General features: G+C 73.4%; 20 protein-coding genes. 11 read left to right on the top strand and 9 right to left on the bottom strand.

Annotated elements, in window-relative coordinates:
- The first annotated feature begins 376 nt into the window (after positions 1 to 376).
- Both AB0M11_RS30430 and AB0M11_RS30425 read left to right on the top strand, forming a co-directional pair.
- Positions 377 to 1,384, top strand: a complete 1,008-nt coding sequence (locus AB0M11_RS30430; RefSeq protein ID WP_365711115.1) for an ATP-binding cassette domain-containing protein — start codon at positions 377 to 379, stop codon at positions 1,382 to 1,384.
- Positions 1,381 to 2,196 (top strand): ABC transporter permease, encoded by an 816-nt coding sequence (locus AB0M11_RS30425; RefSeq protein WP_365711113.1) that lies wholly within the window; start codon positions 1,381 to 1,383, stop codon positions 2,194 to 2,196. The genes AB0M11_RS30430 and AB0M11_RS30425 overlap by 4 nt, the downstream gene beginning before the upstream one ends.
- A gap of 53 nt (positions 2,197 to 2,249) precedes the next feature.
- Here the strand turns inward: AB0M11_RS30425 and AB0M11_RS30420 are convergent, their stop codons facing one another.
- Positions 2,250 to 5,525: a BTAD domain-containing putative transcriptional regulator gene (locus AB0M11_RS30420; protein ID WP_365711111.1), complete on the bottom strand. Its 3,276-nt coding sequence runs from the start codon at positions 5,523 to 5,525 to the stop codon at positions 2,250 to 2,252.
- Between the two features lie 146 nt (positions 5,526 to 5,671).
- On the opposite strand from AB0M11_RS30420, the gene AB0M11_RS30415 reads away from it, so the two are divergent.
- Positions 5,672 to 6,472 carry a site-2 protease family protein gene (locus AB0M11_RS30415; RefSeq protein WP_365711109.1) on the top strand — a complete coding sequence of 267 codons (801 nt, stop codon included), beginning with the start codon at positions 5,672 to 5,674 and terminating at the stop codon, positions 6,470 to 6,472.
- A gap of 54 nt (positions 6,473 to 6,526) precedes the next feature.
- Here AB0M11_RS30415 and map read toward each other — a convergent pair whose 3' ends face one another.
- Positions 6,527 to 7,384 carry a type I methionyl aminopeptidase gene (gene map, locus AB0M11_RS30410; RefSeq protein WP_365711107.1) on the bottom strand — a complete coding sequence of 286 codons (858 nt, stop codon included), beginning with the start codon at positions 7,382 to 7,384 and terminating at the stop codon, positions 6,527 to 6,529.
- Between the two features lie 58 nt (positions 7,385 to 7,442).
- On the opposite strand from map, the gene AB0M11_RS30405 reads away from it, so the two are divergent.
- Entirely contained in the window at positions 7,443 to 7,676 is a 234-nt protein-coding gene (locus tag AB0M11_RS30405) for a hypothetical protein (RefSeq protein ID WP_365711105.1), read from the top strand.
- 109 nt (positions 7,677 to 7,785) lie between these two features.
- Here the strand turns inward: AB0M11_RS30405 and AB0M11_RS30400 are convergent, their stop codons facing one another.
- On the bottom strand, positions 7,786 to 9,063 hold the full coding sequence (locus AB0M11_RS30400) for an MFS transporter (protein ID WP_365711103.1): 1,278 nt from the start codon (positions 9,061 to 9,063) through the stop codon (positions 7,786 to 7,788).
- 105 nt (positions 9,064 to 9,168) lie between these two features.
- Positions 9,169 to 9,768 carry a hypothetical protein gene (locus AB0M11_RS30395; protein ID WP_365711101.1) on the bottom strand — a complete coding sequence of 200 codons (600 nt, stop codon included), beginning with the start codon at positions 9,766 to 9,768 and terminating at the stop codon, positions 9,169 to 9,171.
- Positions 9,769 to 9,848: 80 nt separating this feature from the next.
- Here AB0M11_RS30395 and AB0M11_RS30390 point away from each other — a divergent pair, with 80 nt between their 5' ends.
- The 3 genes from AB0M11_RS30390 to AB0M11_RS30380 all read left to right on the top strand — a co-directional run bounded on the left by AB0M11_RS30390 (position 9,849) and on the right by AB0M11_RS30380 (position 11,957).
- Positions 9,849 to 10,928, top strand: coding sequence for a sialidase family protein (locus AB0M11_RS30390; protein WP_365711099.1), 1,080 nt, complete (start codon positions 9,849 to 9,851; stop codon positions 10,926 to 10,928).
- 37 nt (positions 10,929 to 10,965) lie between these two features.
- Entirely contained in the window at positions 10,966 to 11,685 is a 720-nt protein-coding gene (npdG, locus tag AB0M11_RS30385) for an NADPH-dependent F420 reductase (protein WP_365711097.1), read from the top strand.
- Positions 11,686 to 11,747: 62 nt separating this feature from the next.
- Positions 11,748 to 11,957 (top strand): hypothetical protein, encoded by a 210-nt coding sequence (locus AB0M11_RS30380; protein ID WP_365711095.1) that lies wholly within the window; start codon positions 11,748 to 11,750, stop codon positions 11,955 to 11,957.
- Here AB0M11_RS30380 and AB0M11_RS30375 read toward each other — a convergent pair.
- On the bottom strand, positions 11,947 to 12,618 hold the full coding sequence (locus tag AB0M11_RS30375; RefSeq protein ID WP_365711093.1) for a PhzF family phenazine biosynthesis protein: 672 nt from the start codon (positions 12,616 to 12,618) through the stop codon (positions 11,947 to 11,949). The genes AB0M11_RS30380 and AB0M11_RS30375 overlap by 11 nt on opposite strands.
- Before the next feature lie 194 nt (positions 12,619 to 12,812).
- Between AB0M11_RS30375 and efeO the strand changes: the two genes are divergently transcribed.
- From efeO to AB0M11_RS30355, 4 genes are read left to right on the top strand one after another with little or no spacing between them, the layout of a single operon-like run.
- Positions 12,813 to 13,949 (top strand): iron uptake system protein EfeO, encoded by a 1,137-nt coding sequence (efeO, locus tag AB0M11_RS30370; RefSeq protein ID WP_365711091.1) that lies wholly within the window; start codon positions 12,813 to 12,815, stop codon positions 13,947 to 13,949.
- 10 nt (positions 13,950 to 13,959) lie between these two features.
- Positions 13,960 to 15,249, top strand: a complete 1,290-nt coding sequence (gene efeB / locus AB0M11_RS30365) for an iron uptake transporter deferrochelatase/peroxidase subunit (RefSeq protein ID WP_365711089.1) — start codon at positions 13,960 to 13,962, stop codon at positions 15,247 to 15,249.
- Between the two features lie 3 nt (positions 15,250 to 15,252).
- Positions 15,253 to 16,146: an iron uptake transporter permease EfeU gene (gene efeU, locus AB0M11_RS30360; protein ID WP_365711087.1), complete on the top strand. Its 894-nt coding sequence runs from the start codon at positions 15,253 to 15,255 to the stop codon at positions 16,144 to 16,146.
- Positions 16,085 to 17,095: a hypothetical protein gene (locus tag AB0M11_RS30355; RefSeq protein ID WP_365711085.1), complete on the top strand. Its 1,011-nt coding sequence runs from the start codon at positions 16,085 to 16,087 to the stop codon at positions 17,093 to 17,095. The genes efeU and AB0M11_RS30355 overlap by 62 nt, the downstream gene beginning before the upstream one ends.
- A gap of 41 nt (positions 17,096 to 17,136) precedes the next feature.
- Here AB0M11_RS30355 and AB0M11_RS30350 read toward each other — a convergent pair whose 3' ends face one another.
- The 4 genes from AB0M11_RS30350 to AB0M11_RS30335 form a co-directional block, all read right to left on the bottom strand.
- Positions 17,137 to 17,868, bottom strand: coding sequence for a bifunctional DNA primase/polymerase (locus AB0M11_RS30350; RefSeq protein WP_365711083.1), 732 nt, complete (start codon positions 17,866 to 17,868; stop codon positions 17,137 to 17,139).
- A gap of 81 nt (positions 17,869 to 17,949) precedes the next feature.
- Positions 17,950 to 18,936, bottom strand: a complete 987-nt coding sequence (locus AB0M11_RS30345) for a small ribosomal subunit Rsm22 family protein (protein ID WP_365711081.1) — start codon at positions 18,934 to 18,936, stop codon at positions 17,950 to 17,952.
- Positions 18,933 to 20,126, bottom strand: coding sequence for a serine hydrolase domain-containing protein (locus tag AB0M11_RS30340; protein WP_365711079.1), 1,194 nt, complete (start codon positions 20,124 to 20,126; stop codon positions 18,933 to 18,935). The genes AB0M11_RS30345 and AB0M11_RS30340 overlap by 4 nt, the downstream gene beginning before the upstream one ends.
- Complete coding sequence (locus AB0M11_RS30335) at positions 20,066 to 21,442, bottom strand: multidrug effflux MFS transporter (RefSeq protein WP_365711077.1); 1,377 nt, start codon at positions 21,440 to 21,442, stop codon at positions 20,066 to 20,068. The genes AB0M11_RS30340 and AB0M11_RS30335 overlap by 61 nt, the downstream gene beginning before the upstream one ends.
- Positions 21,443 to 21,469: the final 27 nt, after the last annotated feature.

Here is a 21,469-nt window from a genome sequence, read left to right as displayed (position 1 = left end):
CCGCCCCGCGCCCGTTCGGCGGGCCTTGTGAGAGCCACTGCGGAACCTCCGAGGCCGGCACGCTGTAGTTCCCCGGCGGGCGGGCCGGCCGCCGTCCACGGGGGCCGACTGCCGTTTCGCGGCGGACCGGCCGCCGTCCGTGGCGGTTCGGCCCCCGGCCACGGCGGACCGGCTGCCAGCCACGCCGGCTCGGCCGCTCGCCACGGCGTGCCGGCCGCCGTCCACGGCGGACCAGCTGCCGCTTGGTCCCGACGGGCCGGTGGGAGCTCGGTTCCGATGTGCGGCGAGTGCAGCGTCGGTCGGTTGTCGGCGCGCTGCAGGGTGGTGTCGGTGGGCTGTCGGTGGTTTGTCGGTGGGGACTGGCACGGTTCTTCCCATGACGCGAATCGACAACAACGCCGTGTCCGTCCGGGGGCTGGTGAAGCACTACGGCGACACCAAGGCACTCGACGGAGTTGATCTGGACGTCCGCCAGGGCACCGTGCGGGGCGTGCTCGGGCCGAACGGCGCGGGCAAGACCACGCTGGTGCGGATCCTGTCCACGCTGCTGCGGCCCGACGCGGGAGAAGCGACCGTCGCCGGGTACGACGTGCTGCGCCAGCCCCGCCAGTTGCGCCGGGTGATCGGCCTGACCGGGCAGTACGCCTCCGTGGACGAGAAGCTGCCGGGCTGGGAGAACCTGTACATGATCGGGCGGCTGCTCGACCTGCCGCGAAAGGACGCGCGGGCGCGGGCCGACGAGCTGCTGGAGCGGTTCTCGCTGACCGAGGCCGCCAAGCGGCCGGCGAGCACCTACTCCGGCGGCATGCGGCGCCGGCTCGACCTCGCCGCCTCGATGATCGGGCGCCCCCAGGTGCTGTTCCTGGACGAGCCGACCACCGGCCTCGACCCGCGCACCCGCAACGAGGTGTGGGACGAGGTCAAGGCCATGGTCGGCGAGGGCGTGACCGTGCTGCTGACCACCCAGTACATGGAGGAGGCCGAGCAGCTCGCCTCCGAGCTGACCGTCGTGGACCGCGGGAAGGTCATCGCGAACGGCGGGGTGGAGGAGCTGAAGGCGCGGGTCGGCGGACGGACGCTGCGGGTGCGGCCCGTCGATCCGCTCCAGGTCCGGCCGCTGGCCGCCATGATCGACGAGCTGGGCATCACCGGTCTCGCCGGTACCGCCGTGGACGGCGAGAACGGCACGCTGCTGGTGCCGATCCTCAGCGACGAGCAGCTGACCGCGGTGGTCGGCGCCGTGACCGCCCGCGGTATCACCATCAGCTCCATCACCACCGAACTGCCCAGCCTGGACGAGGTGTTCCTGTCCCTCACCGGCCACCGCGCCAGTGCCCCGCAGGACGCCCGGCCCACCGACGACCGTCAGGAGGTCGCCGTATGAGCGCCACGACCGCCACCGCCACCGCCACCGATGTCCGGATCCCGCTGCGCGGGCACCTGCGGCACACCGGGGCCCTGATCCGCCGCAACCTGCTCTGGATCCGGCAGGACCCGGAGTCCATGTTCGACGCGCTGCTGATGCCGGTCGTCTTCACGCTGCTGTTCGTGTACGTCTTCGGCGGCTCGATCGGGCAGGCGCTGGGCGGCGGTCAGGACGGGTACGTCCAGTACGTCATCCCCGGCATGATCGCGATGATGAGCATGACGCTCTCGCAGGGCGTCGGCACCGGATTCAGCCAGGACTTCAACTCCGGTGTGATGGACCGGTTCCGGTCGCTGCCGATCGGACGCGGCTCGGTGCTGTTCGCGAAGATCTCCGTCGAGCTGGTGCGGATGCTGTTCGCGACCGCCGTGCTGATGATCGTCGCCGTGCTGGTCGGGTTCCACATCACCCACTGGGGCGGGCTGTTCGCCGCCGTGGGACTGTCCGCGGTGTTCGCCTCCTCGATCATGTGGGTGTTCCTCACCCTGGGCGTGATCCTGAAGAACGCGCAGTCCGTGCAGGCGATGGGGTTCCTGGTGCTGTTCCCGCTGCAGTTCGGCTCGTCGATCTTCGCACCGACGAAGTCGATGCCGGGCTGGCTGCAGGCCTTCACCGACTACAACCCGCTGTCCACGCTCGCCGACGCGGCGCGCGGCCTGATGGTCGGCGGGCCGGTCGCCCACGACCTGTGGATCACACTGGGCTGGTCGGTGGGGATCACGGCGGTGGCGGCGCCTTACGCCATCTACAAGTTCCGCACGAAGAGCTGACGTCCGCCGGGACGTCCCCGTACGGCACGGCGTCAGACCCGTACGGCACGGCGTCAGAGCAGGGCGGTGACCTCCGCGCGGGAGAGGTCACCGCCCTCGGCGTACGCCGACTCATAAGCCCGGTCGTCGGCGAGGACGGCCCGGACCCGGGCCTCCGAGCGGTCGCGTGCCGTGCGCTCCAGGCCGACCCGGAGGTGGCCGGCCGGCAGCTGGGCGTCGGAGGCGCCCAGGCAGCGGGCGGCGTCCAGGGCGCGCACTCCCCCGTCGAGGCCGGCCAGGGCGACCGCGGCGATGGTCAGGCAGAGGGAGGGCAGGTGCGGGGTGATGGCCTCGCTCAGCGGGTCGGCGGCGAGCCGCAGCGCGTCCCGCAGCCGGGCCAGGGCCTCCGCGGGCAGGCCGTCGAGCGCGTCCACCCAGGCCTCCTGGGTGCGGATCAGGGCGTCGAAGACCACGAAGTGCGAGATCTTGAACTCGGTGCGCAGCAGCCGGACCTGCTCGCGGGCCTCGGTGACCCGGTCGCTCAGCAGGAGCCAGGTGGTCAGGAAGAGCCGGGCGGCGGGCATCGCCTCGTTGTTCATGCCCTCGTTGTCGGCGAGGACCTGGCGCAGCAGCCGTTCCCCGCGCTCGGTCCGGCCCGCCTCGATCAGCACGCTGCCGAGGCGGGCGTGCAGCACGGCACGCTGGGCGCGGGCCCCGAGCCGCCCCATGCGCTCGATCGCGGCCTCGTAGTCGGCGGCCGCCGCCAGGTACTCGCCCTTGCGCTCCCGGGCCTCGGCGCGCCCGGAGAAGGCCTCGGCGGTGCCCCAGTCGTCCCCGAGGCGCCGGAAGATCTCCAGGGCCTCGTCGGCGTCCCGGGTGGCGTCGCCCGCCCAGGCGGCGCGGTTGGCGAGCAGGTTGGCGCGCAGGGCGAGGGACCCGGCCAGCTCCCACTGGTAGCCGGGCGTCTCGCGGCAGGTGCGGACGGCCGCGTCGAGGATGTCGCGCAGCCGCTCCATGCCCCCGGTCAGCATCACGGCGAAGAACCAGAACATGCCCGGCGCCCGGCAGGTCTGCGGCAGGCCGGGCTCGTAGACCTCGGTGACGGCGCGCAGCTTCGCCTGCGCCGCGGGCGTCTGCCAGACGTCCAGCTCGGTGTCCATGCAGGCCAGATGGGCCAGGTGCACGCCGCGCCAGGCCTCGGCCAGGGCCTCGCCGGTGTACGGCGGCGGGGTGTCGGTGCAGCGCTGCCACACCGGTTCGGCCCGCCGCACCGGAGCGGCGAACGGGTCCGGGCCGAGGGCCATGACGTCGGCGCACCAGGTACGGGTCTCGATGCGCTGGTCGTGCAGCTGCCAGTACCAGAACAGGGAGTGGACCAGGCACAGCGCCTCCTGCTCGTCCCGCACGGCGATGGCGTGCCGCAGCGCGGTGCGCAGGTTCTCGTACTCCAGCTGGAGCCGTGCGATGGCGGCCCGCTGGCCGGGGCCGCGCAGCGACGGCTCGCTGGTGCGGGCGAGTTCGCGGTAGTACGTCAGATGGGCGCGCTCGGCGGCGGCGCGCCCGCCGCTCTCGTCCAGGCGCGCGGCGGCGTACTCGGCGACGGTCTCCAGGAGCCGGTAGCGCATCCCGTCGTGCTCGGCCCCGCCCGAAGGGGCCGCGACGACCAGCGACTTGTCGACCAGGGAGCCGAGCGCGCCGAGGGCGGCGCGGCCGCAGACGGCCTCGGCGGCGGCCAGGTCGCAGCCGCCCGCGAAGACGGAGAGGCGGCCCAGTACGTCGCGTTCGGCCGTGTCGAGCAGGTCCCAGGACCAGTCGACGACCGCACGCAGCGTCTGCTGGCGGGGCAGCACGGTGCGGCTGCCGGAGGTGAGGAGGCGGAACCGGTCGTCCAGCCGGTCGGCTATCTGGCGCGGAGTCAGCATCCGCAGCCGGGCGGCGGCCAGTTCGATGGCGAGGGGCAGTCCGTCCAGCCGGCGGCAGATCTCGGCGCAGGCCGCCGCGGTCTCGTCGTCCGCGTCGACCGTGAAGCCGGGGCGGGCCGAAGCGCCCCGGTCGGCGAGCAGCCGCAGTGCCACCGGCTCCGGCAGCGGTTCCACCGGGCGCAGCAGCTCCCCCGGCACGCCGAGGGGTTCCCGGCTGGTGGCCAGGATCGTCAGGTCCGGGCAGCGCTCCAGGAGCCGGGCCGCCAGGTCGGCCGCCGCGTCGATCACGTGCTCGCAGTTGTCGAGGACGAGCACAATCCGGCGCCGGGCGCAGTGATCGACGAGCCGCTCGACCGGGTCGTCGTGCCGGTCGGCGGCGGCCCGCATGGCCTCGGCGCCGCCGCCGTACAGCACGGCCTCGCGGGCGCCGAGCGCGCTGAGCACGGCCTCGGGGACGCCGGCCGGGTCGTCGACGGGGGCCAGCTCGGCCAGCCAGACGCCGTCCCGGACGTGTTCCAGGGTCTCGGCGGCCTCCTGCGACAGCCGGGTCTTGCCGGCCCCGCCGGGCCCGAGCAGGGTGACCAGCCGGGCGGCGGCGAGGTCGCCCCGGATGGCCTCGATGTCGGCCTCGCGCCCGACGAAGGAGGTGAGCCGGGCGCGCAGGTTGCCGGGCCGGGCCGCCGGTGCTGCCGGGGCGACCGTCGGCTCCAGCAACTCGGCGTGCAGGGCGCGCAGTTCGGGTCCGGGATCCGAGCCGAGGCGGTCTGCCAGGAGGTGGCGTACGCCGTCGTAGGCGGCCAGCGCCTCGGCGGTGCGGCCGGTGGCGTGCAGGGCGCGCAGGCGCAGGGCCTGGAGGGGTTCGTCGAGGGGGTGGGCGTCGCACAGGGCGGTGAGCTCGGGCAGGGACTGCTCGGCCCGGCCGAGGGCGAGGGCGGCGGTGTGGCGGGCGCGCAGGGCGTCCAGGCGGCGGACGTCGGCGCGGGCCGCCTCGGCGGTGCGGTCGGGCAGGTCGGCCAGGGCCGGGCCGTGCCACAGGGCGAGGGCGTCGTCGAGGACGGCGACCGCCTTGGCGGGGTCGCCGTCGGCCAGGGCGCGCAGGCCGTCGTCGGTGAGCCGCTCGAAGCGGTGCAGGTCGACGTCGTCGGGGGTGGCGGTCAGCCGGTAGCCGCCGTCGGTGGAGTCGATCGCGGCCGCGCCGAGCGCCCTGCGCAGCCGGCCGACCAGGGCCTGGAGCGCGCCGGTCGCGTCGGCGGGCGGGTCGGCGCCCCACACCTCGTCGACGAGCAGCCCGGCGGGGACCGCGCGGCCCGGCCGCAGCGCCAGCACGGTCAGCAGGGCACGCAGCCGCGCCCCGCCCACGGGGACGGCGGTGCCGTCGGGGCGGAGTGCCTGGGTGGTGCCGAGGATCGCGTAGCGCACGGGGCCCATTGTCCCTGGGGACGCCCGGCCGCCGCCTGTGGGTTGCGGAAGCGCTCTCCGGAACCCGTGGCCCTCCGCATGACGTTCTTCCCACGTCACCTGTACGGTCTACCCCGCACGCCACCACCGTCGACGCGCCCCGGGAGCCCCCCGCCATGACCGCCACCGCCACCCGCCCCAGTGACCGGCGGATCTCGCCCGTGTTCGTCGGGATCCTCGCCGTCACCGCGGTCACCGGGTGGGCCACCTGGTCCGGCTTCGCCGAGCAGCCCGGGGTCGCCGTGTTCCTGTTCGTGACGGCGGCCTGGATCGTCTCGCTCTGCCTGCACGAGTACGCGCACGCGCGCACCGCCCTGCACGGCGGCGACATCACGGTGGGCGCGAAGGGCTACCTGACCCTGAACCCCCTGAAGTACACGCACGCCGTGCTCAGCATCGTGCTCCCGGTGCTGTTCGTGATCATGGGCGGGATCGGCCTGCCGGGCGGGGCGGTCTTCATCGAGCGCGGCCGGATCCGGGGCCGCTGGCGGCACAGCCTGATCTCGGCCGCCGGTCCGCTGACGAACGTCCTGTTCGCCGCCGTGTGCACCGCCCCCTTCTGGCTGGACGCGCTGGACGGCGTCCCGTCCGACTTCCGCTTCGCCCTCGCCTTCCTCGCCCTGCTCCAGGTCACGGCGGCGATCCTCAACTTCCTGCCGGTGCCGGGCCTGGACGGCTACGGGGTGATCGAGCCCTGGCTGTCGTACGGCGTCAAGCGCCAGGTGGAGCCGTTCGCCCCGTTCGGCCTGCTCTTCGTGTTCGCGCTGCTGTGGGTGCCGTCGATCAACAGCGCGTTCTTCGACGTGATCGACGCGCTGCTGCGCCACCTGGGCGTCGGCGACCTCGACCAGTACTGCGGCCAGCAGCTGTACCGCTTCTGGCAGGGGACGGACGGGTTCTGCTCGATCAGCCGGTAGCGCCGGGCCCGGGGCCCGCCCTCCGCGGGGAGGACGGGGCTGGGCGGCCGGGGGTCAGGGAAGCGTCAGGATGTCCGCGCCGGTGTCCGTCACCACCAGCGTGTGCTCGAACTGCGCGGTCCGCCTGCGGTCCTTGGTGACCACGGTCCAGCCGTCGTCCCACATGTCGTACTCGTGCGTCCCGAGCGTCAGCATCGGCTCGATCGTGAACGTCATCCCCGGCTGCATCACGGTCGTCGCGTGCGGGCTGTCGTAGTGCGGGATGATCAGCCCGGAGTGGAACGACGAGTTGATGCCGTGTCCGGTGAAGTCCCGGACCACCCCGTAGCCGAAGCGCTTGGCGTACGACTCGATGACCCGGCCGATGATGTTGATCTGCCGGCCCGGCCGGACCGCCTTGATGGCCCGGTTCAGGGACTCCCGGGTCCGCTCCACCAGCAGCCGGCTCTCCTCGTCGACGTCCCCGACCAGGTAGGTCGCGTTGTTGTCGCCGTGCACCCCGCCGATGTACGCCGTCACGTCCAGGTTGACGATGTCGCCGTCCTGGAGCACCGTCGAGTCCGGAATGCCGTGGCAGATGACCTCGTTGACGCTGGTGCACAGGGACTTGGGGAAGCCGCGGTAGCCGAGCGTGGACGGGTAGGCGCCGTGGTCGCACATGTACGCGTGCGCGACCCTGTCGAGTTCGTCCGTGGTGACACCCGGCGCGATGATCTTCGCGGCCTCCTCCATCGCCTGTGCGGCGATGCGGCCGGCGATCCGCATCGCCTCGATGGTCTCCGGGGTCTGCACCTCGGGCCCGGTGTACGGGGTCGGCGCGGGTTTGCCGACGTACTCGGGGCGGCGGATGTTTCCGGGTACCGAACGGGTGGGAGAGAGCTCCCCTGGTACGAGCAGCGACTGGCCAGACATGTCAGCGAGTCTATCCAGCGGGCATGCGGGAACATGTGGATGGCGAAAGGAGCGGGTCATGGCACTGTTCAAGAAGCGGACCGTCGCGAAGGCGGGCGAGTGGTACTACTGCCTGCAGCACCAGAAGGTCGAGGAGGGGCCGGAGTGTCCCGCGAAGGACCGGTTCGGCCCGTACACCAGCCGCGAGGAGGCCGAGCACGCGATGGAGCTCGCCCGGGAGCGCAACCTCCAGTGGGAGAACGACCCGCGCTGGCACGACGCGCCGGCGGGTGACTCCTCGGACGAAGGCTGACAGCACCGCGGAACAGGCCGGACCGGCGGGACGGACAGGACCGGCAGGCTGACAGGCTTCGGCAGGCGCCGGGCTTCGGCAGGCAGCCAGGACCGGCAGGGGCGAGCGGTCAGGGCTGGATGGGGGCGGCGGCCACGGTCGTGCGCCGGGCGCGCTCCCGCAGCGCGTGCTCGTTGGTCCGCGCGTCGTACGCCATGAGGGCGGGCAGGCAGAGGGCCAGCAGGCCCACCGCGCCGGTGCACAGCAGGCCGCCCACGCCGACGGACGCCCGTACGCCGAGCCACCCGGCCATGCCGCCGGACCGGACCTGGCCGAGGGTCGGGCCGACCGAGTACGACAGCAGTTCGATCCCGGCGAGGCGGCCGCGCAGCTCGTCGGGGATCGTCTGGTTCCACATGGCGGCCCGGAACAGCCCGCTGACCATGTCGCAGGCGCCGGCGAGGGCGAGGAAGAGCAGGACCAGCCAGACGTTCGGCGCGGCGCCGGCGGCGGCGATCGCCAGGCCCCACAGCGCGGCCGACAGCACCACCATCCGCCCGTGCCGGCGCACCCGTGCGGTCCAGCCGCTGACCAGGCTCACCAGGAGCGACCCGGCCGGGATGCTCGCGTACATCAGACCCAGCGCCCAGTTCGCGTGCAACTCGTCGGCGAGGAAAGGGAGTACCGCGAGCGGCATGGCCAGGAACATCGCCGCCAGGTCGACGGCGTAGGTGCCGAGGAGTTCCTTGCGGCTCCAGGCGTAGCGGGCGCCCTCGGCGATGGAGCGGAGGGTGGGACCGGCGGCCTCGTGGGCGGCGGGCGACGGGGCGAGGGGGAGGACGAGGACGACCGAGACGGCGAAGGTGGCGAGGTCGGCGCCGTACGCCCAGCCGAGGCCCGCGTACGCCACGACCAGGCCGGCGACGGCGGGGCCCGCCACGCCGCCGACCGTCCAGCGGAAGGAGTTGAGAGCCGCCGCGGCCGGGAGGTCGTCGTGGGCGACGATGCGCGGCAGGAGGGAGTCGAGGGCGGGGCGCTGCACCGACACCAGCGCCGAGGAGAGGCCGGCGACGGCGTACAGCGGCCACACGGCCTGGTGCGGCAGCAGGGCGTTGACCAGCAGTCCGGCGCTGAGCAGCCCCTGACCCACCTCGGTCCGCACGATCAGCGCGCGCTTGTCGAGGGCGTCGGCGAGGGCGCCGCCGTACAGCCCGCACAGCACGAGCGGCAGCAGTTCGACAGCGCCGAGGGCGCCGACGGCGGCCGCGGAACCGGTGAGGTCCTTGATCTGCACCGGGAGCGCGACGAAGGTCAGGAAACTCCCGAAGTTGCTGATCAGACCGGAGACCCACAGCCGCCGGAAGTCCACGGAGGCCTTCCAGGGGGTCAGGTCGGGGAGGAGGCTCACGAGGGGCCATGCTGGACGCCGCGCTCGGCTGCGGCAAACACTTTTCACCGGGTGCGGCCAGGTGGGAACTGCGCGAGCAACCACGACGCGCCTGCAGCCAAGGTCTCACCAGGGTGTCGGCGGCGGCGCCAGTACCGTGTCCGCCAGCTTCGCCAGGCGGTCCCGGAAGCGGCGGCGCCCTCGGGGCGACGGCCCGTTCTCCCCGGCCGCCGCGCTGACCAGGTGCTGGACGGTGTCCAGGTCCAGCTCGGCCGCCTCCGGCACGGTGAGCGTCTCGTGGGCCATGGCGGTCAGCGCGTCGTCGGCGGTGGTGGACAGGGTCAGGACCGTCACCCCGGCGCGGCGGGCCGTGTGGACGCGCTCCAGCAGGGGTTCGGGGTCCCCCGGCGCCACCACCAGCAGCGTCTCGCCCCGGCGGGCCCTCTCGATGCGGGCGGGGCCGACCGCGAGGTGCGCCGGGTCGGTGGGGCGGGCGCCGTGCCGTACGAGGGTGGGTGCCAGCTCCGGCGTACCGGACCACGCGGCCTCGTCCACCAGGTGCGCGGCGAGATGCCACGGCTCGTACTGCGGGGTGCCGAGCAGGAGCAGTCCGCCGCCGTGGGTGACCACCGAGCCGCGCAGCGCGCCCGCGAACCTGCGCGTCGCGGTCAGCCACTCGGTCCCGGCGAGCACGTCACGCAACAACGCGACCCGTACGGCGTCCATGCCACCGCATACTGCCGCAATCGGGCAGTCGTGACGCGGAGTTCACCCCGAATTCGCCCGACCCGGGGAGGAGGCGGCCCATGAGTGACGCCGAAGCAAGCATTCCCTTTCGCGCGGGCACGGAGGGCTACGCCAGTTTCCGGATCCCGGCGGTGGTGGTCTCCCGGGCGGGCACCGTGCTCGCCTTCTGCGAGGGAAGGGCCGACTCCGCCGCCGACCACGGGAACATCGACATCGTGCTGAAGAGGTCCGGGGACGGCGGCCGTACCTGGGGGCCTCTCCAGGTGGCGGCGGGCAACGGGGCGGACCTCGCCGGGAACCCGGCGCCCGTGGTGCTCGACAGCGGGCGGATCCTGCTGGTGCACGTGCGCAGCGCCGCCTCCGCCACCGAGGACGCCGTCCTGCGCGGGCAGGTGCCGGACGCCGACGGGCGGCGGGTGTGGGTGCAGCACAGCGACGACGACGGGGTGACGTGGTCCGCGCCCAGGGAGATCACCGGCTCGGTGAAGAAGGCCGGGTGGCGGTGGTACGCCACCACACCCGGGCACGCCCTCCAACTGCGCTCGGGGCGGGTCGTCGTGGCCGCCAACCACACGCTGCCGCCGACCGGGACGGACAACGGCACCGAGGCCAGGTACAACAGCGGGCACTGCCTGCTCAGCGACGACCGCGGGGAGACCTGGTACCTCGGCTACCTCGACGAGAACACCGACGGATACGTCAACGTCAACGAGACCACCGCCGCCGAACTGCCCGACGGCCGGGTCTACTTCAACACGCGCAACGATTCCCCGGCGCCGGGGAACAGGGCCGACGCACACTCGGCGGACGGCGGGCGCACGCTCGTGAAGCCGTTCCGTCCGCAGGCCGGGATCGGTGCGCCCGTCTGCGAGGCCAGCGTCCTCCAACTCCGCGATCCGGACCTGCTGCTGTACTCCGGACCCGCCGACCCCGCGGCCCGCGCCCTGATGACGATCCGCGTCTCCGCCGACGGCGGCACCACCTGGCGCCCCGCGTACACGGTCGACGGACTGCCCGCCGCCTACTCCGACCTGACCCGGATCGACGCGGCGACCGTCGGTCTGCTGTACGAGACGGGCGACTTCAGCGCGTACACGACGATCACGTTCCGCCGGGTGCCGGTGAGCCGGCTCACCTGACCGGGTGCGGCCGCAGGCCCGGACGTAGAGTCGGCCCATGACCTCTACCGACAGTGCACAGCAGCCGGCGGCCGAGAAGGCCCCCGCCAAGGATCCCTGGGACCTGCCCGACGTCTCCGGTCTGGTCGTGGGTGTGCTCGGCGGCACCGGCCCGCAGGGCAAGGGACTCGCCTACCGCCTGGCGCGGGCCGGCCAGAAGGTGATCATCGGTTCCCGGGCCGCCGAGCGCGCGCAGGCCGCCGCCGACGAACTCGGACACGGTGTCGAGGGCGCCGACAACGCCGAGTGCGCGCGCCGCAGCGACCTGGTGATCGTCGCCGTGCCGTGGGACGGGCACGGGAAGACGCTGGAGTCCCTGCGCGAGGAACTGGCCGGCAAGGTGGTGGTGGACTGCGTCAACCCGCTCGGTTTCGACAAGAAGGGCGCCTACGCGCTGAAGCCGGCGGAGGGCAGCGCGGCGGAGCAGGCGGCGGCGCTGCTGCCGGACTCGCGGGTCACGGCGGCGTTCCATCATCTGTCGGCGGTGCTGCTCCAGGACCCGGGGATCGAGGAGATCGACACCGATGTGATGGTGCTGGGCGAGGTGCGGGCCGACGTGGAGATCGTGCAGGCGCTGGCCGGGCGCATCCCCGGGATGCGCGGCGTCTTCGCGGGGCGGCTGCGCAACGCCCACCAGGTGGAGTCGCTGGTCGCGAACCTGATCTCGGTGAACCGCCGCTACAAGGCACACGCCGGACTCCGCGTCACGGACGTCTGAGCGGATGGGGGACACTGGTGGACGCCAGCAGTGTCCCCGCCACTCGTCAGGAAAGCGACCTCATGCCCGCCTTGCCCCCGCCCGGCCCGACCCGGCGACTCGCCCTCTACGCCCTGGTCGTCTGCGTCCTCGCCGTCGCCGCCGCCGTCGTCTCCTTCGTGCGGGGCAGCTGGCCGATAGGGGTGGTCTGGGTGCTGCTGACCGGCCTGTCGTCCAACATGGCCTGGTACTACGCGAGGCGCGCCCGGCAGGACAAGCCGGTCACCGGCTGATCCTGGGCTGCCGCTCCTCGCCCTCCAGGAGGACCCGCCCGCCGATCTCCACCCAGCCGTAGGGCTGGGGTGCGGTGAGGATCTGTGAGCCCCTGCCCTGGGTGATGTTCAGGGCCCGGCCCAGCTCCGCGGTGAGCAGCAGCGCGGCCGCGCCGGTCGCCTCGTCCTCGTCGATGCCGTCGTCCCGGCCGGGGAAGGCGCGGGCGCGCACCCGGCCGGCCGACTCGTCCTCCCACGCCCAGGCGTAGACCCACTCCCCCGGCGGCGGCACCGGCAGGGCGTCGACCTCGGCGGCCGTGGCGTACCGGCGCAGGGTGCGCGGCGGGACCCACTCCGGAAGCGCCTCGATCCAGCTGAACTCGCCGTCCAGCCGGGCACCCACCACACCGGCCGGGGTGACCAGTTCGGGCACGTCCAGCAACCAGGCCGCGCCGACGCAGGGGTGCCCGGCGAACGGCAGGCGCAGGGTGGGGGTGTAGATGTCGACGACCCCGCGCTCGGGGTCGTCGACGAACACGGTCTCGCTGAACCCGAGTTTCGCGGCAAGCGCCTGCCGGTCCTCCCGGTCGGGCAGCACGGAGCCGTCCCGGACCACCCCGAGCTCGTTGCCGTAGCCGCCGTTCGCCGCGCAGAAGACACGCAGCACGTCGTAATGAGTCACTCGGGCATTGAAGCACCCACGGAACCCTTGACCTTCCCTTTACTTTTCATTGACGTTTGTTTTAAGCCATCGACATCAAGCCGTGTCTGTGATCTTTCTGTGTCCGGTGAATCGGGACCCGGATGGGTAAGGGTGAGGTAAGCCTCAGGTAAGTTAGGGCAGCCTCACCTTCATCCCTCCCGCTTGGAGCCTGCATGCGTGCCGTCCGACTCACCGTCACCGCCGCCGCCACCGCGGCCGCCCTGACCGCCCTCTCGGCCTGCACGGCGAAGAGCGACGCCAAGGGCGACGACGCGATCAAGGTCACCGCCGCCGACGCCACGTGCGAGACGTCCACGACGTCGGTGCCGGCCGGCCACGTCACGCTGGCCATCGAGAACAAGGGCTCCAAGGCCACCGAGGTCGAGATCCTCTTCCCCGACGACCGGATCGTCTCCGAGAAGGAGAACATCGGGCCGGGGACCAGGTACACGCTGACCGCCGAGGTGAAGGCGGGGTCGTACGAGATAGCCTGCCGGCCCGGGATGAAGGGGCACGGGGTACGGCAGAAGCTGACCGTCACCGGCTCCGGGGCCGTCGCCAAGCGCAACCCGGCGCTCGACAAGGCCGTCGCCGACTACCGCGCGTATGCCCAGGAGCAGGCCGACGCCACCGTCCCGCTCGCCCGGACCTTCGCCGACGCCGTCAAGGCCGGTGACCTGGAGGCCGCCAGGAAGGCGTATTCCCCCTCGCGGCTCGGCTGGGAGCGCACCGAGCCGATCGCCGAGTCCTTCGGGGACATCGACCCGAAGACCGACACCCGCGCCGACGGCCTGGAGGAGGGGCAGAAGTGGACCGGCTGGCACCGGCTGGAGAAGGCCCTGTGGGCCGACAAGAAGGTCGGTGCCACCGAGGCCTCCCTCGCCGACCAGCTCGTCACCGACCTGACCGACTGGCAGCAGCGGGTCGGCAAGGCCGAGATCACCCCGACCTCCATGGCCAACGGCGCCAAGGAACTCCTCGACGAGGTCGCCACCGGCAAGGTCACCGGCGAGGAGGACCGCTACTCCCACACCGACCTGAGCGACTTCAAAGCCAACGTCGAGGGCGCGCAGAAGGCGTACCAGCTGCTGAAGCCGGTCGCCGCGAAGAACGACCCGTCGCTCACCGGCGAGTTGGACAAGCAGTTCGCCGCGCTCGACACGCTCCTCGACACCTACCGGGCGGACACGTCGTCGTACGACTTCGTGTCCTACGACAAGGTGACCAAGGACCAGCGCAAGGAGCTGTCCGACGCGGTCAACGCCCTGGCGGAGCCGCTGTCCAAGCTCGCCGCGGCCGTGGTCAAGTAGGGGGCCGGAGATGAACGGGAAAGTCAGTCCGTCGCGTCGGGCGCTGATCGGGTGGGGCGGGGCCGGGCTCGCTCTCGGGGCCGCCGTGGCCGGGGGCGCGGTGGCGATGGCCGAGGCCGGCGACGACGTCGACCCGGCGGCCGCCGAGGCCGGGGGCGCGGTGGCGTTCCACGGTGCCCACCAGGCCGGGATCGCCACACCCGTCCAGGACCGGCTGCACTTCGCCGCGTTCGACGTGCGGACCGACGACCGGGCCGCGTTCGTGGAACTGCTCAAGGACTGGACGGCCGCGGCCCGGCGGATGACCGCGGGCGAGGCGGTGGGCGAGGGCGCGTACGGCGGGCTCGCCGAGGCGCCGCCGGACGACACCGGCGAGGCCCTCGGCCTCAGGCCGTCCCGGCTGACGCTGACGATCGGCTTCGGGCCGTCCTTGTTCGAGAAGTTCGGCCTCGCCGGGCAGCGGCCCGCCGCGCTCGTCGACCTGCCGAAGTTCCCCGGGGACAACCTCGACTCGTCCCGCACCGGCGGTGACCTGTGCGTCCAGGCCTGTGCCGACGACCCGCAGGTCGCCGTGCACGCCATCCGCAACCTCGCCCGGATCGGCTTCGGCAAGGTCGCCGTCCGCTGGTCCCAGCTCGGGTTCGGGAAGACCTCCTCGACGACCCCGGACGCCCAGACTCCCCGCAATCTCATGGGGTTCAAGGACGGCACCCGCAACATCGCCGGCACCGAGACCGACCGGCTGAAGAAGTTCGTGTGGGTGGGCGACGGGGACGGTCCGGGGTGGATGACCGGCGGGTCGTACCTCGTCGCGCGGCGGATCCGGATGAACATCGAGACCTGGGACCGGGCCTCGCTCCAGGAGCAGGAGGACGTCTTCGGCCGGGACAAGGGCGAGGGCGCCCCGGTCGGCAAGGCCAAGGAGCACGACGCGCCGTTCCTGAAGGCGATGAAGCCGGGCGCCCATGTGCGGCTCGCGCACCCGGACTCCAACGACGGGATCACCATCCTGCGCCGGGGCTACTCCTTCACCGACGGGACGGACGGGCTCGGGCGGCTGGACGCCGGGCTGTTCTTCCTGGCCTACCAGCGCGACGTGCGCAAGGGGTTCATCCCGCTGCAGCGCAGGCTGTCCGCGTCCGACGCGCTCAACGAGTACATCCAGCACGTGGGTTCGGCCGTCTTCGCGGTCCCGCCCGGCGTCCGGGACAAGGACGACTGGTGGGGCCGGACCCTGTTCGCCGAGCACGCCGGCTCCGCCGGGCCGGCCGAGTCCGCCGAGACGTCCAAGGGGGCGTGATCCATGTTCTCCAACTACCTGATCGCGCTGAGGGAGGGCCTGGAGGCCTCCCTCGTCGTCTGCATCCTCATCGCCTATCTGGTCAAGACCGGGCGGACCGACGCCCTCAGGCCGATCTGGACGGGCATCGGCGTGGCCGTGCTCATCGCCATGGGCTTCGGGTGCGCCCTCGAATTCGGCTCCCAGGAGCTGACGTTCCGGGCGCAGGAGGCGCTCGGCGGGTCGCTGTCGATCGTCGCGGTGGGTCTGGTGACCTGGATGGTGTTCTGGATGCGGCGCACCGCCCGGCACCTGAAGACGGAACTGCACGGCAGGCTGGACACGGCCCTCGCGATGGGCACGGGGGCGCTCGTCGCCACCGCCTTCCTCGCCGTGGGCCGGGAGGGACTGGAGACCGCGCTGTTCGTGTGGGCCTCCGTGCACGCGGCCAGTGACGGCACCCCGCGCCCGCTGGTCGGGGTGGCCCTGGGCCTGGCCACCGCCGTCCTCCTGGGCTGGCTGTTCTACCGGGGCGCCCTGCGCATCAACCTCGCCCGGTTCTTCACCTGGACCGGCGGCATGCTGGTCGTGGTCGCGGCCGGCGTCCTCGCGTACGGCTTCCACGACCTCCAGGAGGCCCGTTGGATCCCGGGCCTGACCCACCAGGCCTTCGACATCAGCGACACCGTCCCGCCGGACAGCTGGTACGGCACGCTGCTGAAGGGCGTCCTCAACTTCCAGCCGGACCCCACCGTCCTCCAGGTCACGGTGTGGCTGCTCTACCTGGTCCCGACACTCGCCCTCTTCCTCGCCCCGGTAGGGTTCGGCTCCGGGAAGGGGAAGGTGAAGGCACCTGATGACGCACCTGACGACCAGGGATCGCGGCCCTCGACGGCCCCGCGGACTCCGCAGGCGTGAACGGAACGCGCTCCTGGCGGTCTCGCTGACCGCCATGTCGCTGACGGCGAGCGGATGCGTGGTGGTGCACGGGGAGCGCGAGGTGCTCCCCGCCACCACCCGCGCCGAGGCGGCCAGGGCGCTCCGGCAGTTCACCGACGCCTACAACAAGGCCGACAAGGCCTACGACGGCTCCCTGGACGCCGACTACACCACCGGCGCCCTCGCCGACATCGACTCCGCGCGCCTGAAGGCCGGTCACGTCAACAGTCCGGGCGGCAACTCCGGCCACTCGCCTCTGACGTTCGACGACGTCACCTACACCATCCCGAAGAAGGCCGGCTGGCCGCGCTGGTTCCTCGCCGACGCGCACGGCAACAAGGGCGGCGACGAACGGTGGCTGCTGGTCTTCACCCGCACCAGCCTCGCCCAGCCCTTCCAGGTGGCGTACCTGACGCTGGTCGCGCCGGACGAGGTACCGAAGTTCCGGACCGACAAGGACGGGTGGGCCGAGGCCGTACCGGCGAACAGCACCCGGTTCGCCGCCTCCCCCGCCGGCCTGAGCCAGGACTACGCCACGTACCTGATGAACGGCGGCGCCGTCTTCGCCGACGGCCCGCACACCAGCGGCTGGCGCACGGACCGCAGGAAGTCCACCAAGCCGGGCCTGGCCACCCAGTACATCGACGAGGCGCTGACCGACGGCGACTACGCGCCGCTCGCGCTGCGCACCGCCGACGGCGGGGCGATGGTCTTCTTCGCCACCCGCTACTACGCCAAGCAGACCGCGGCCGCGGGCACCTCCGTGCCGACGCCGAACCAGGACGTCAAAGCACTGACCAAGGGCGAGATCAAGCAGTCGCTGACCATGCAGTTCGTCTCCAACCAGGTAGCCCTCGACCCACCGGGCACCGGCAAGGTCACCGTCCTGGGCCGAATCCAGGGCCTGACCTCAGCCCAGGGCTCCTGAGCGCCCCGAAGGGGTGCGGGGCGGTGTACCCGGCGCCCCGCTCAGCGGTGACGCACGCCCACCTGCCCGGCCTCCTCCCCCGCCCAGCGGGCACACGCGTCGGTGAGAACCTCCAGCAGGCTCAGCGGATCGGGCAGCGCGTGCTCGGGGCCACGCTCCCAGCGCACCCGCCGGTCGTCGTCGCCGGGCAGCCGGGCGGGCGGCACCAGGACGTAGGAGGCCCGGCAGTGCCAGCGCAGCCCCGGATGCTCGTCCATGGTCTCGGGGCGGCAGTCCAGCTCGCAGGGCCACCACTCGTCCTCGTCCTCGGGGGTGCCGCGGGTGAGGGTGAAGAAGAGCATGCGGCCGTCGTCGCTCTCGGCGACCGGGCCGACCTCGACGCCGTTCGCGAGCAGCCGCTCCAGCGCCTGCCGGCCGGCCTCCACGGGCACGTCCAGGACGTCGTGGGTCAGGCCGGTCGCCGTGATGAAGTTGGCCTGCGGCTGGTGCCGGGCCCAGCGCTCGATCTGGGCGCGGTCGGTGGTGGACTGCGTCTGCCACGCGAAGGACACCGGGTGCCGGGCCGGGGTGGGACAGCCGACGCGGTCGCACGAGCAGCCGTAGCCGGGGGCCGGGTGGGCGGCCGGGGCCAGCGGGAGGCCCGCCTCGGCGGCGGCGAGCAGCAGGGCCGTGCGGCCCTGGTCCTCGGCGGCCGCCTCCTTCGGGCGGCGTCCGCGCAGCCACCGGGAGAGTCTGCCCTGCCGGCCGCTGGGGCCGCCGAACGTCGCGCTCATCTATCGCCTCGCCTCGCTCTGGTCCGGCCAGGATGCCTCATCGTCCCGTCCGGGTGCGAAGCGGGGTGTTCGGGAACTTCGTCACCGCGGGGGCCAGGAGTCTCCCCAGTCCGCGTCCCGGGCCGCCTTGTACCGGTCGCCGTGGCGCTTGGTGACCGTCGTCCGGCGCAGCTCCCCGTCGGGCTCGCACAGGTCGAGCAGGACCTGGCCCTTGCGGATCTGGGGGCGGCGGACCACCCGGGCCGGTGCCGGGGCGGGCTCGAAGCGGGTGGCGGCCACGTAGCTGAACTTCTCGTCCTCGTAGGGCAGTGACCCGCCCTTGACCCGGCGGTGCAGGGAGGAGCGGCTGACCCGGGCGGAGAAGTGGCACCAGTCGGTGCCGGGCACGATCGGGCAGGCGGCGCTGTGCGGGCAGGGCGCGGCGACGTGGAAGCCGGCGCCGATCAGGCGGTCCCGGGCCTCGATGATCCGGGCGTAGCCGGCCGGTGTGCCGGCCTCGACCAGGACGACGGCCTGCGCGGCGGCCGCGGCGGCGTCGACGAGGGCGGCACGGCCGGCCTCGTCGAGTTCGTTCAGGACGTACGACACGGTGACGAGATCAGTGCTCTCGATGGTGAGCGCCGCTCCGATCCGAGAGCGCTGCCACGACGCGTCCCGCAGGGCCGGGTCCCCCGCGGCGATCTCCCGGCCGAGGGCCAGCGCCGGCTCGGCCCAGTCGAGGACCGTCACCGGCCGCGCGCCCGCCCAGGTGTCGGCGACCGCCCAGGTCGCCGCGCCGGTGCCGCCGCCGACGTCCACATGGCTGCCCGGCGCCCAGCCCTCCGGCACCGCGTCGGCGAACGCGGCCAGCGCGGACCGTACCGCCTCGAAGGTGGCCGGCATCCGGTACGCCGCGTACGCCACCACGTCCGCCCGGTCCCGCAGGATCGGCGCGTCGGTCGGGGTGGCCCCGCGGTAGTTGGTGATCAGCCGCTCGACGGCCGTGGCCGCCTGCTTCGGGGGCAGGCCGTCGAGCAGGTCGGCGAGGGCGGCGCGGAGCCGGTCGGCCGGTGGGACGGGATGGTTCACCCGGCGATTGTATGGACAGCCCTGGCGAGGCGGTCCGCCGCCGCCGCCCGCGGCGCGCTGTCGCCGGGGCGGCGGCGCGGATGCACGGTGTTGGCCAGCAGCACCAGGAACGTGTCCGTCGCCCGGTCCAGGACCAGGCACGTCCCCGTGAACCCGGTGTGCCCCGCCGCGCCCCGTCCCGACAGTCCGCCCATGAACCACGGCTGGTCCACCAGGAAACCCAGGCCGGGCGGGGCCAGCAGCAGGTCCACGAAATCGGGGCCGAGGATGCGCGCGGGGCCGTACGCGCCGCCCGCGAGCAGGGTCCTGCTGAAGATCGCCAGGTCCCGGGCGGTGGAGAAGAGGCCGGCGTGCCCGGCCACCCCGCCCAGCGCCCACGCGTTCTCGTCGTGCACGACGCCCCGCAGCATGCCCCGGTCCGCCTTGGCCCAGGGCCGCCGCTGGTCCTCGGTGGCCGCCGCCCCCGGGCAGGGCCCGAAGTCGGTGGCGGTCATGCCGAGCGGGCGGGTGATGCCGTCCCGGACGAGGGCGTCGAGGGGGCGGCCGGTGATCCGCTCCAGGACGTGCTGGAGCAGGATCATGTTGAGGTCCGAGTAGCGGTAGGCGCCGGGAGCGCTGCTCGGCGTCTCCGCGCGCAGCAGGTCGAGGCGGGCCGCGTCGTCGGGGCAGTCGTACAGCGGGAGCTCGGGGCGCAGGCCCGAGGTGTGGGTGAGCAGCTGGCGGACGGTGACGCCGTGGGCGGCCGCCCCATGGAAGTCGGGGAGGTAGGCGCCGACGCGGGCGTCGATGCCGAGGGTGCCGCGCTCCAGCTGCTGCACGGCGGCGACCGCGGTGAACAGTTTGGTCAGGGAGGCCAGGTCGAAGGGGGTGTCGACGGTGGCCGGGACCCGGGCGGCGGGCGGGAGTTCGACACCGGCGTCGGCCACGGGGTCGTACGCGGAGTAGCGCACGGCCCAGCCGGCCGCCTCCTGCACGGCGATGACGGGCCCGCGTCCGGCGACCACCACGGCCCCGGCCGCCCAGGGCCGCTCACCGGTGGTGAGGTCGTGCACCTCGTGGACCAGGTGCCTGAGTTCCGCGGGGTCGAGACCGGCCCGTTCCGGTGTCTCGACGCGCAGTCTCGGTACGCTCAGCTCTCCGCTCCCTCCGCACTCGCACGGGCGTTCCCCCGTGCTGCCCAGGGACGGCACATTCCCACGAAGCAGGCCAGCGCCACCAGTGCCCCCGCCAGTTGGACGATCGCCATGGGCACGGCGGTTCTCTCCCCGGCGATCCCGACCAGCGGCGAGGCAACCGCGCCGACCAGGAACGAGGAGGTCCCGAGCAGCGCGGACGCGGAACCGGCGGCGTGCCGGGTGCGCTGCAGGGCGAGCGACTGGGCGTTGGGGAGGGTGAAGCCCATCGCGGACATCAGGACGAAGAGGGCGGCGGCGACCGGGGCGAGACCCACCGGGCCGAGGGCCCCGGCGGACATCAGCAGCAGGGCGGTCGCGGCGAGCACGGTCACGGCCAGGCCCGCGCCCAGCACCCTGTCCAGGCTGACCCGGCCCACCAGCACCTTCCCGTTGACCTGCCCGGCGATCACCAGGCCCACCGAGTTGACACCGAAGAGCAGGGAGAAGGTCTGCGGGGACGCGCCGTAGATCTCCTGGATCACGAACGGCGAGGCGCTGATGTAGGCGAACAGCGCGGCGAAGGCGAAGCCGCCCGCGAGCATGTAGCCGGTGAAGGGCAGGTCGGCGAGGAGGGCGCGCATGGCGCGGACGGCGGCGGCCGCGCCCCCGGCGTGCCGGCCGGCCGGCGGCAGGGTCTCCGGGAGCCGGACCCAGACGAGCGCGGAGAGCAGTGCTCCGACGACCGTGAGGACGACGAACACGCCCCGCCAGTCCGTCACCCGCAGGATCTGCCCCCCGATCAGCGGGGCGACGACCGGGGCGACCCCGGAGACCAGCATCAGGGTGGAGAAGAACCGGGCCATGGCGTCCCCGTCGTAGAGGTCGCGTACGACGGCTCGCGCGATGACGATGCCGGCCGCGCCCGCGAGGCCCTGCGCGAGGCGGAAGGCCACCAGGGTCCAGACGTCCGGCGCGAGGGCGCACAGGGCGGTGGCGACGACGTACACGGCGAGGCCGGCCAGCAGCGGGCGGCGGCGGCCCCAGCGGTCGCTCATCGGGCCGACCACCAGCTGCCCGACGGCCATCCCGGCGAGGCACGCGGTGAGGGTGAGCTGGACGGTCGCGGCGGGGGCGTGCAGGGAGCGGGTGACCTCCGGCAGGGAGGGGAGGTACATGTCCATCGCCAGCGGGGGCGTCGCGGTGAGCCCGCCGAGGACCAGCACCAGCAGCAGCCCGGCCCGGCGGGCCGCGGGGAGGGCGGGGGTGACGGGCACGGCGGGCCGGTCCGCGACGGGTACGGCGGCGTCCTGCGCGTCACGCGCGACGCGTGCGTCCTGCGCGTCCTGCGCGTCCTGCGCGTCCGGTGTCGGCGGCGCGGGCTGCTCGGGCATGGGTCCCCCGTCTGTTCTCGTGTCAGG

This window comes from Streptomyces sp. NPDC051987 (assembly GCF_040680735.1).
Classification (GTDB): Bacteria; Actinomycetota; Actinomycetes; order Streptomycetales; family Streptomycetaceae; genus Streptomyces.
The sequence above is the reverse complement of the archived record's forward strand: the minus strand, read 5'-3'. Positions and strand labels throughout refer to the sequence as shown.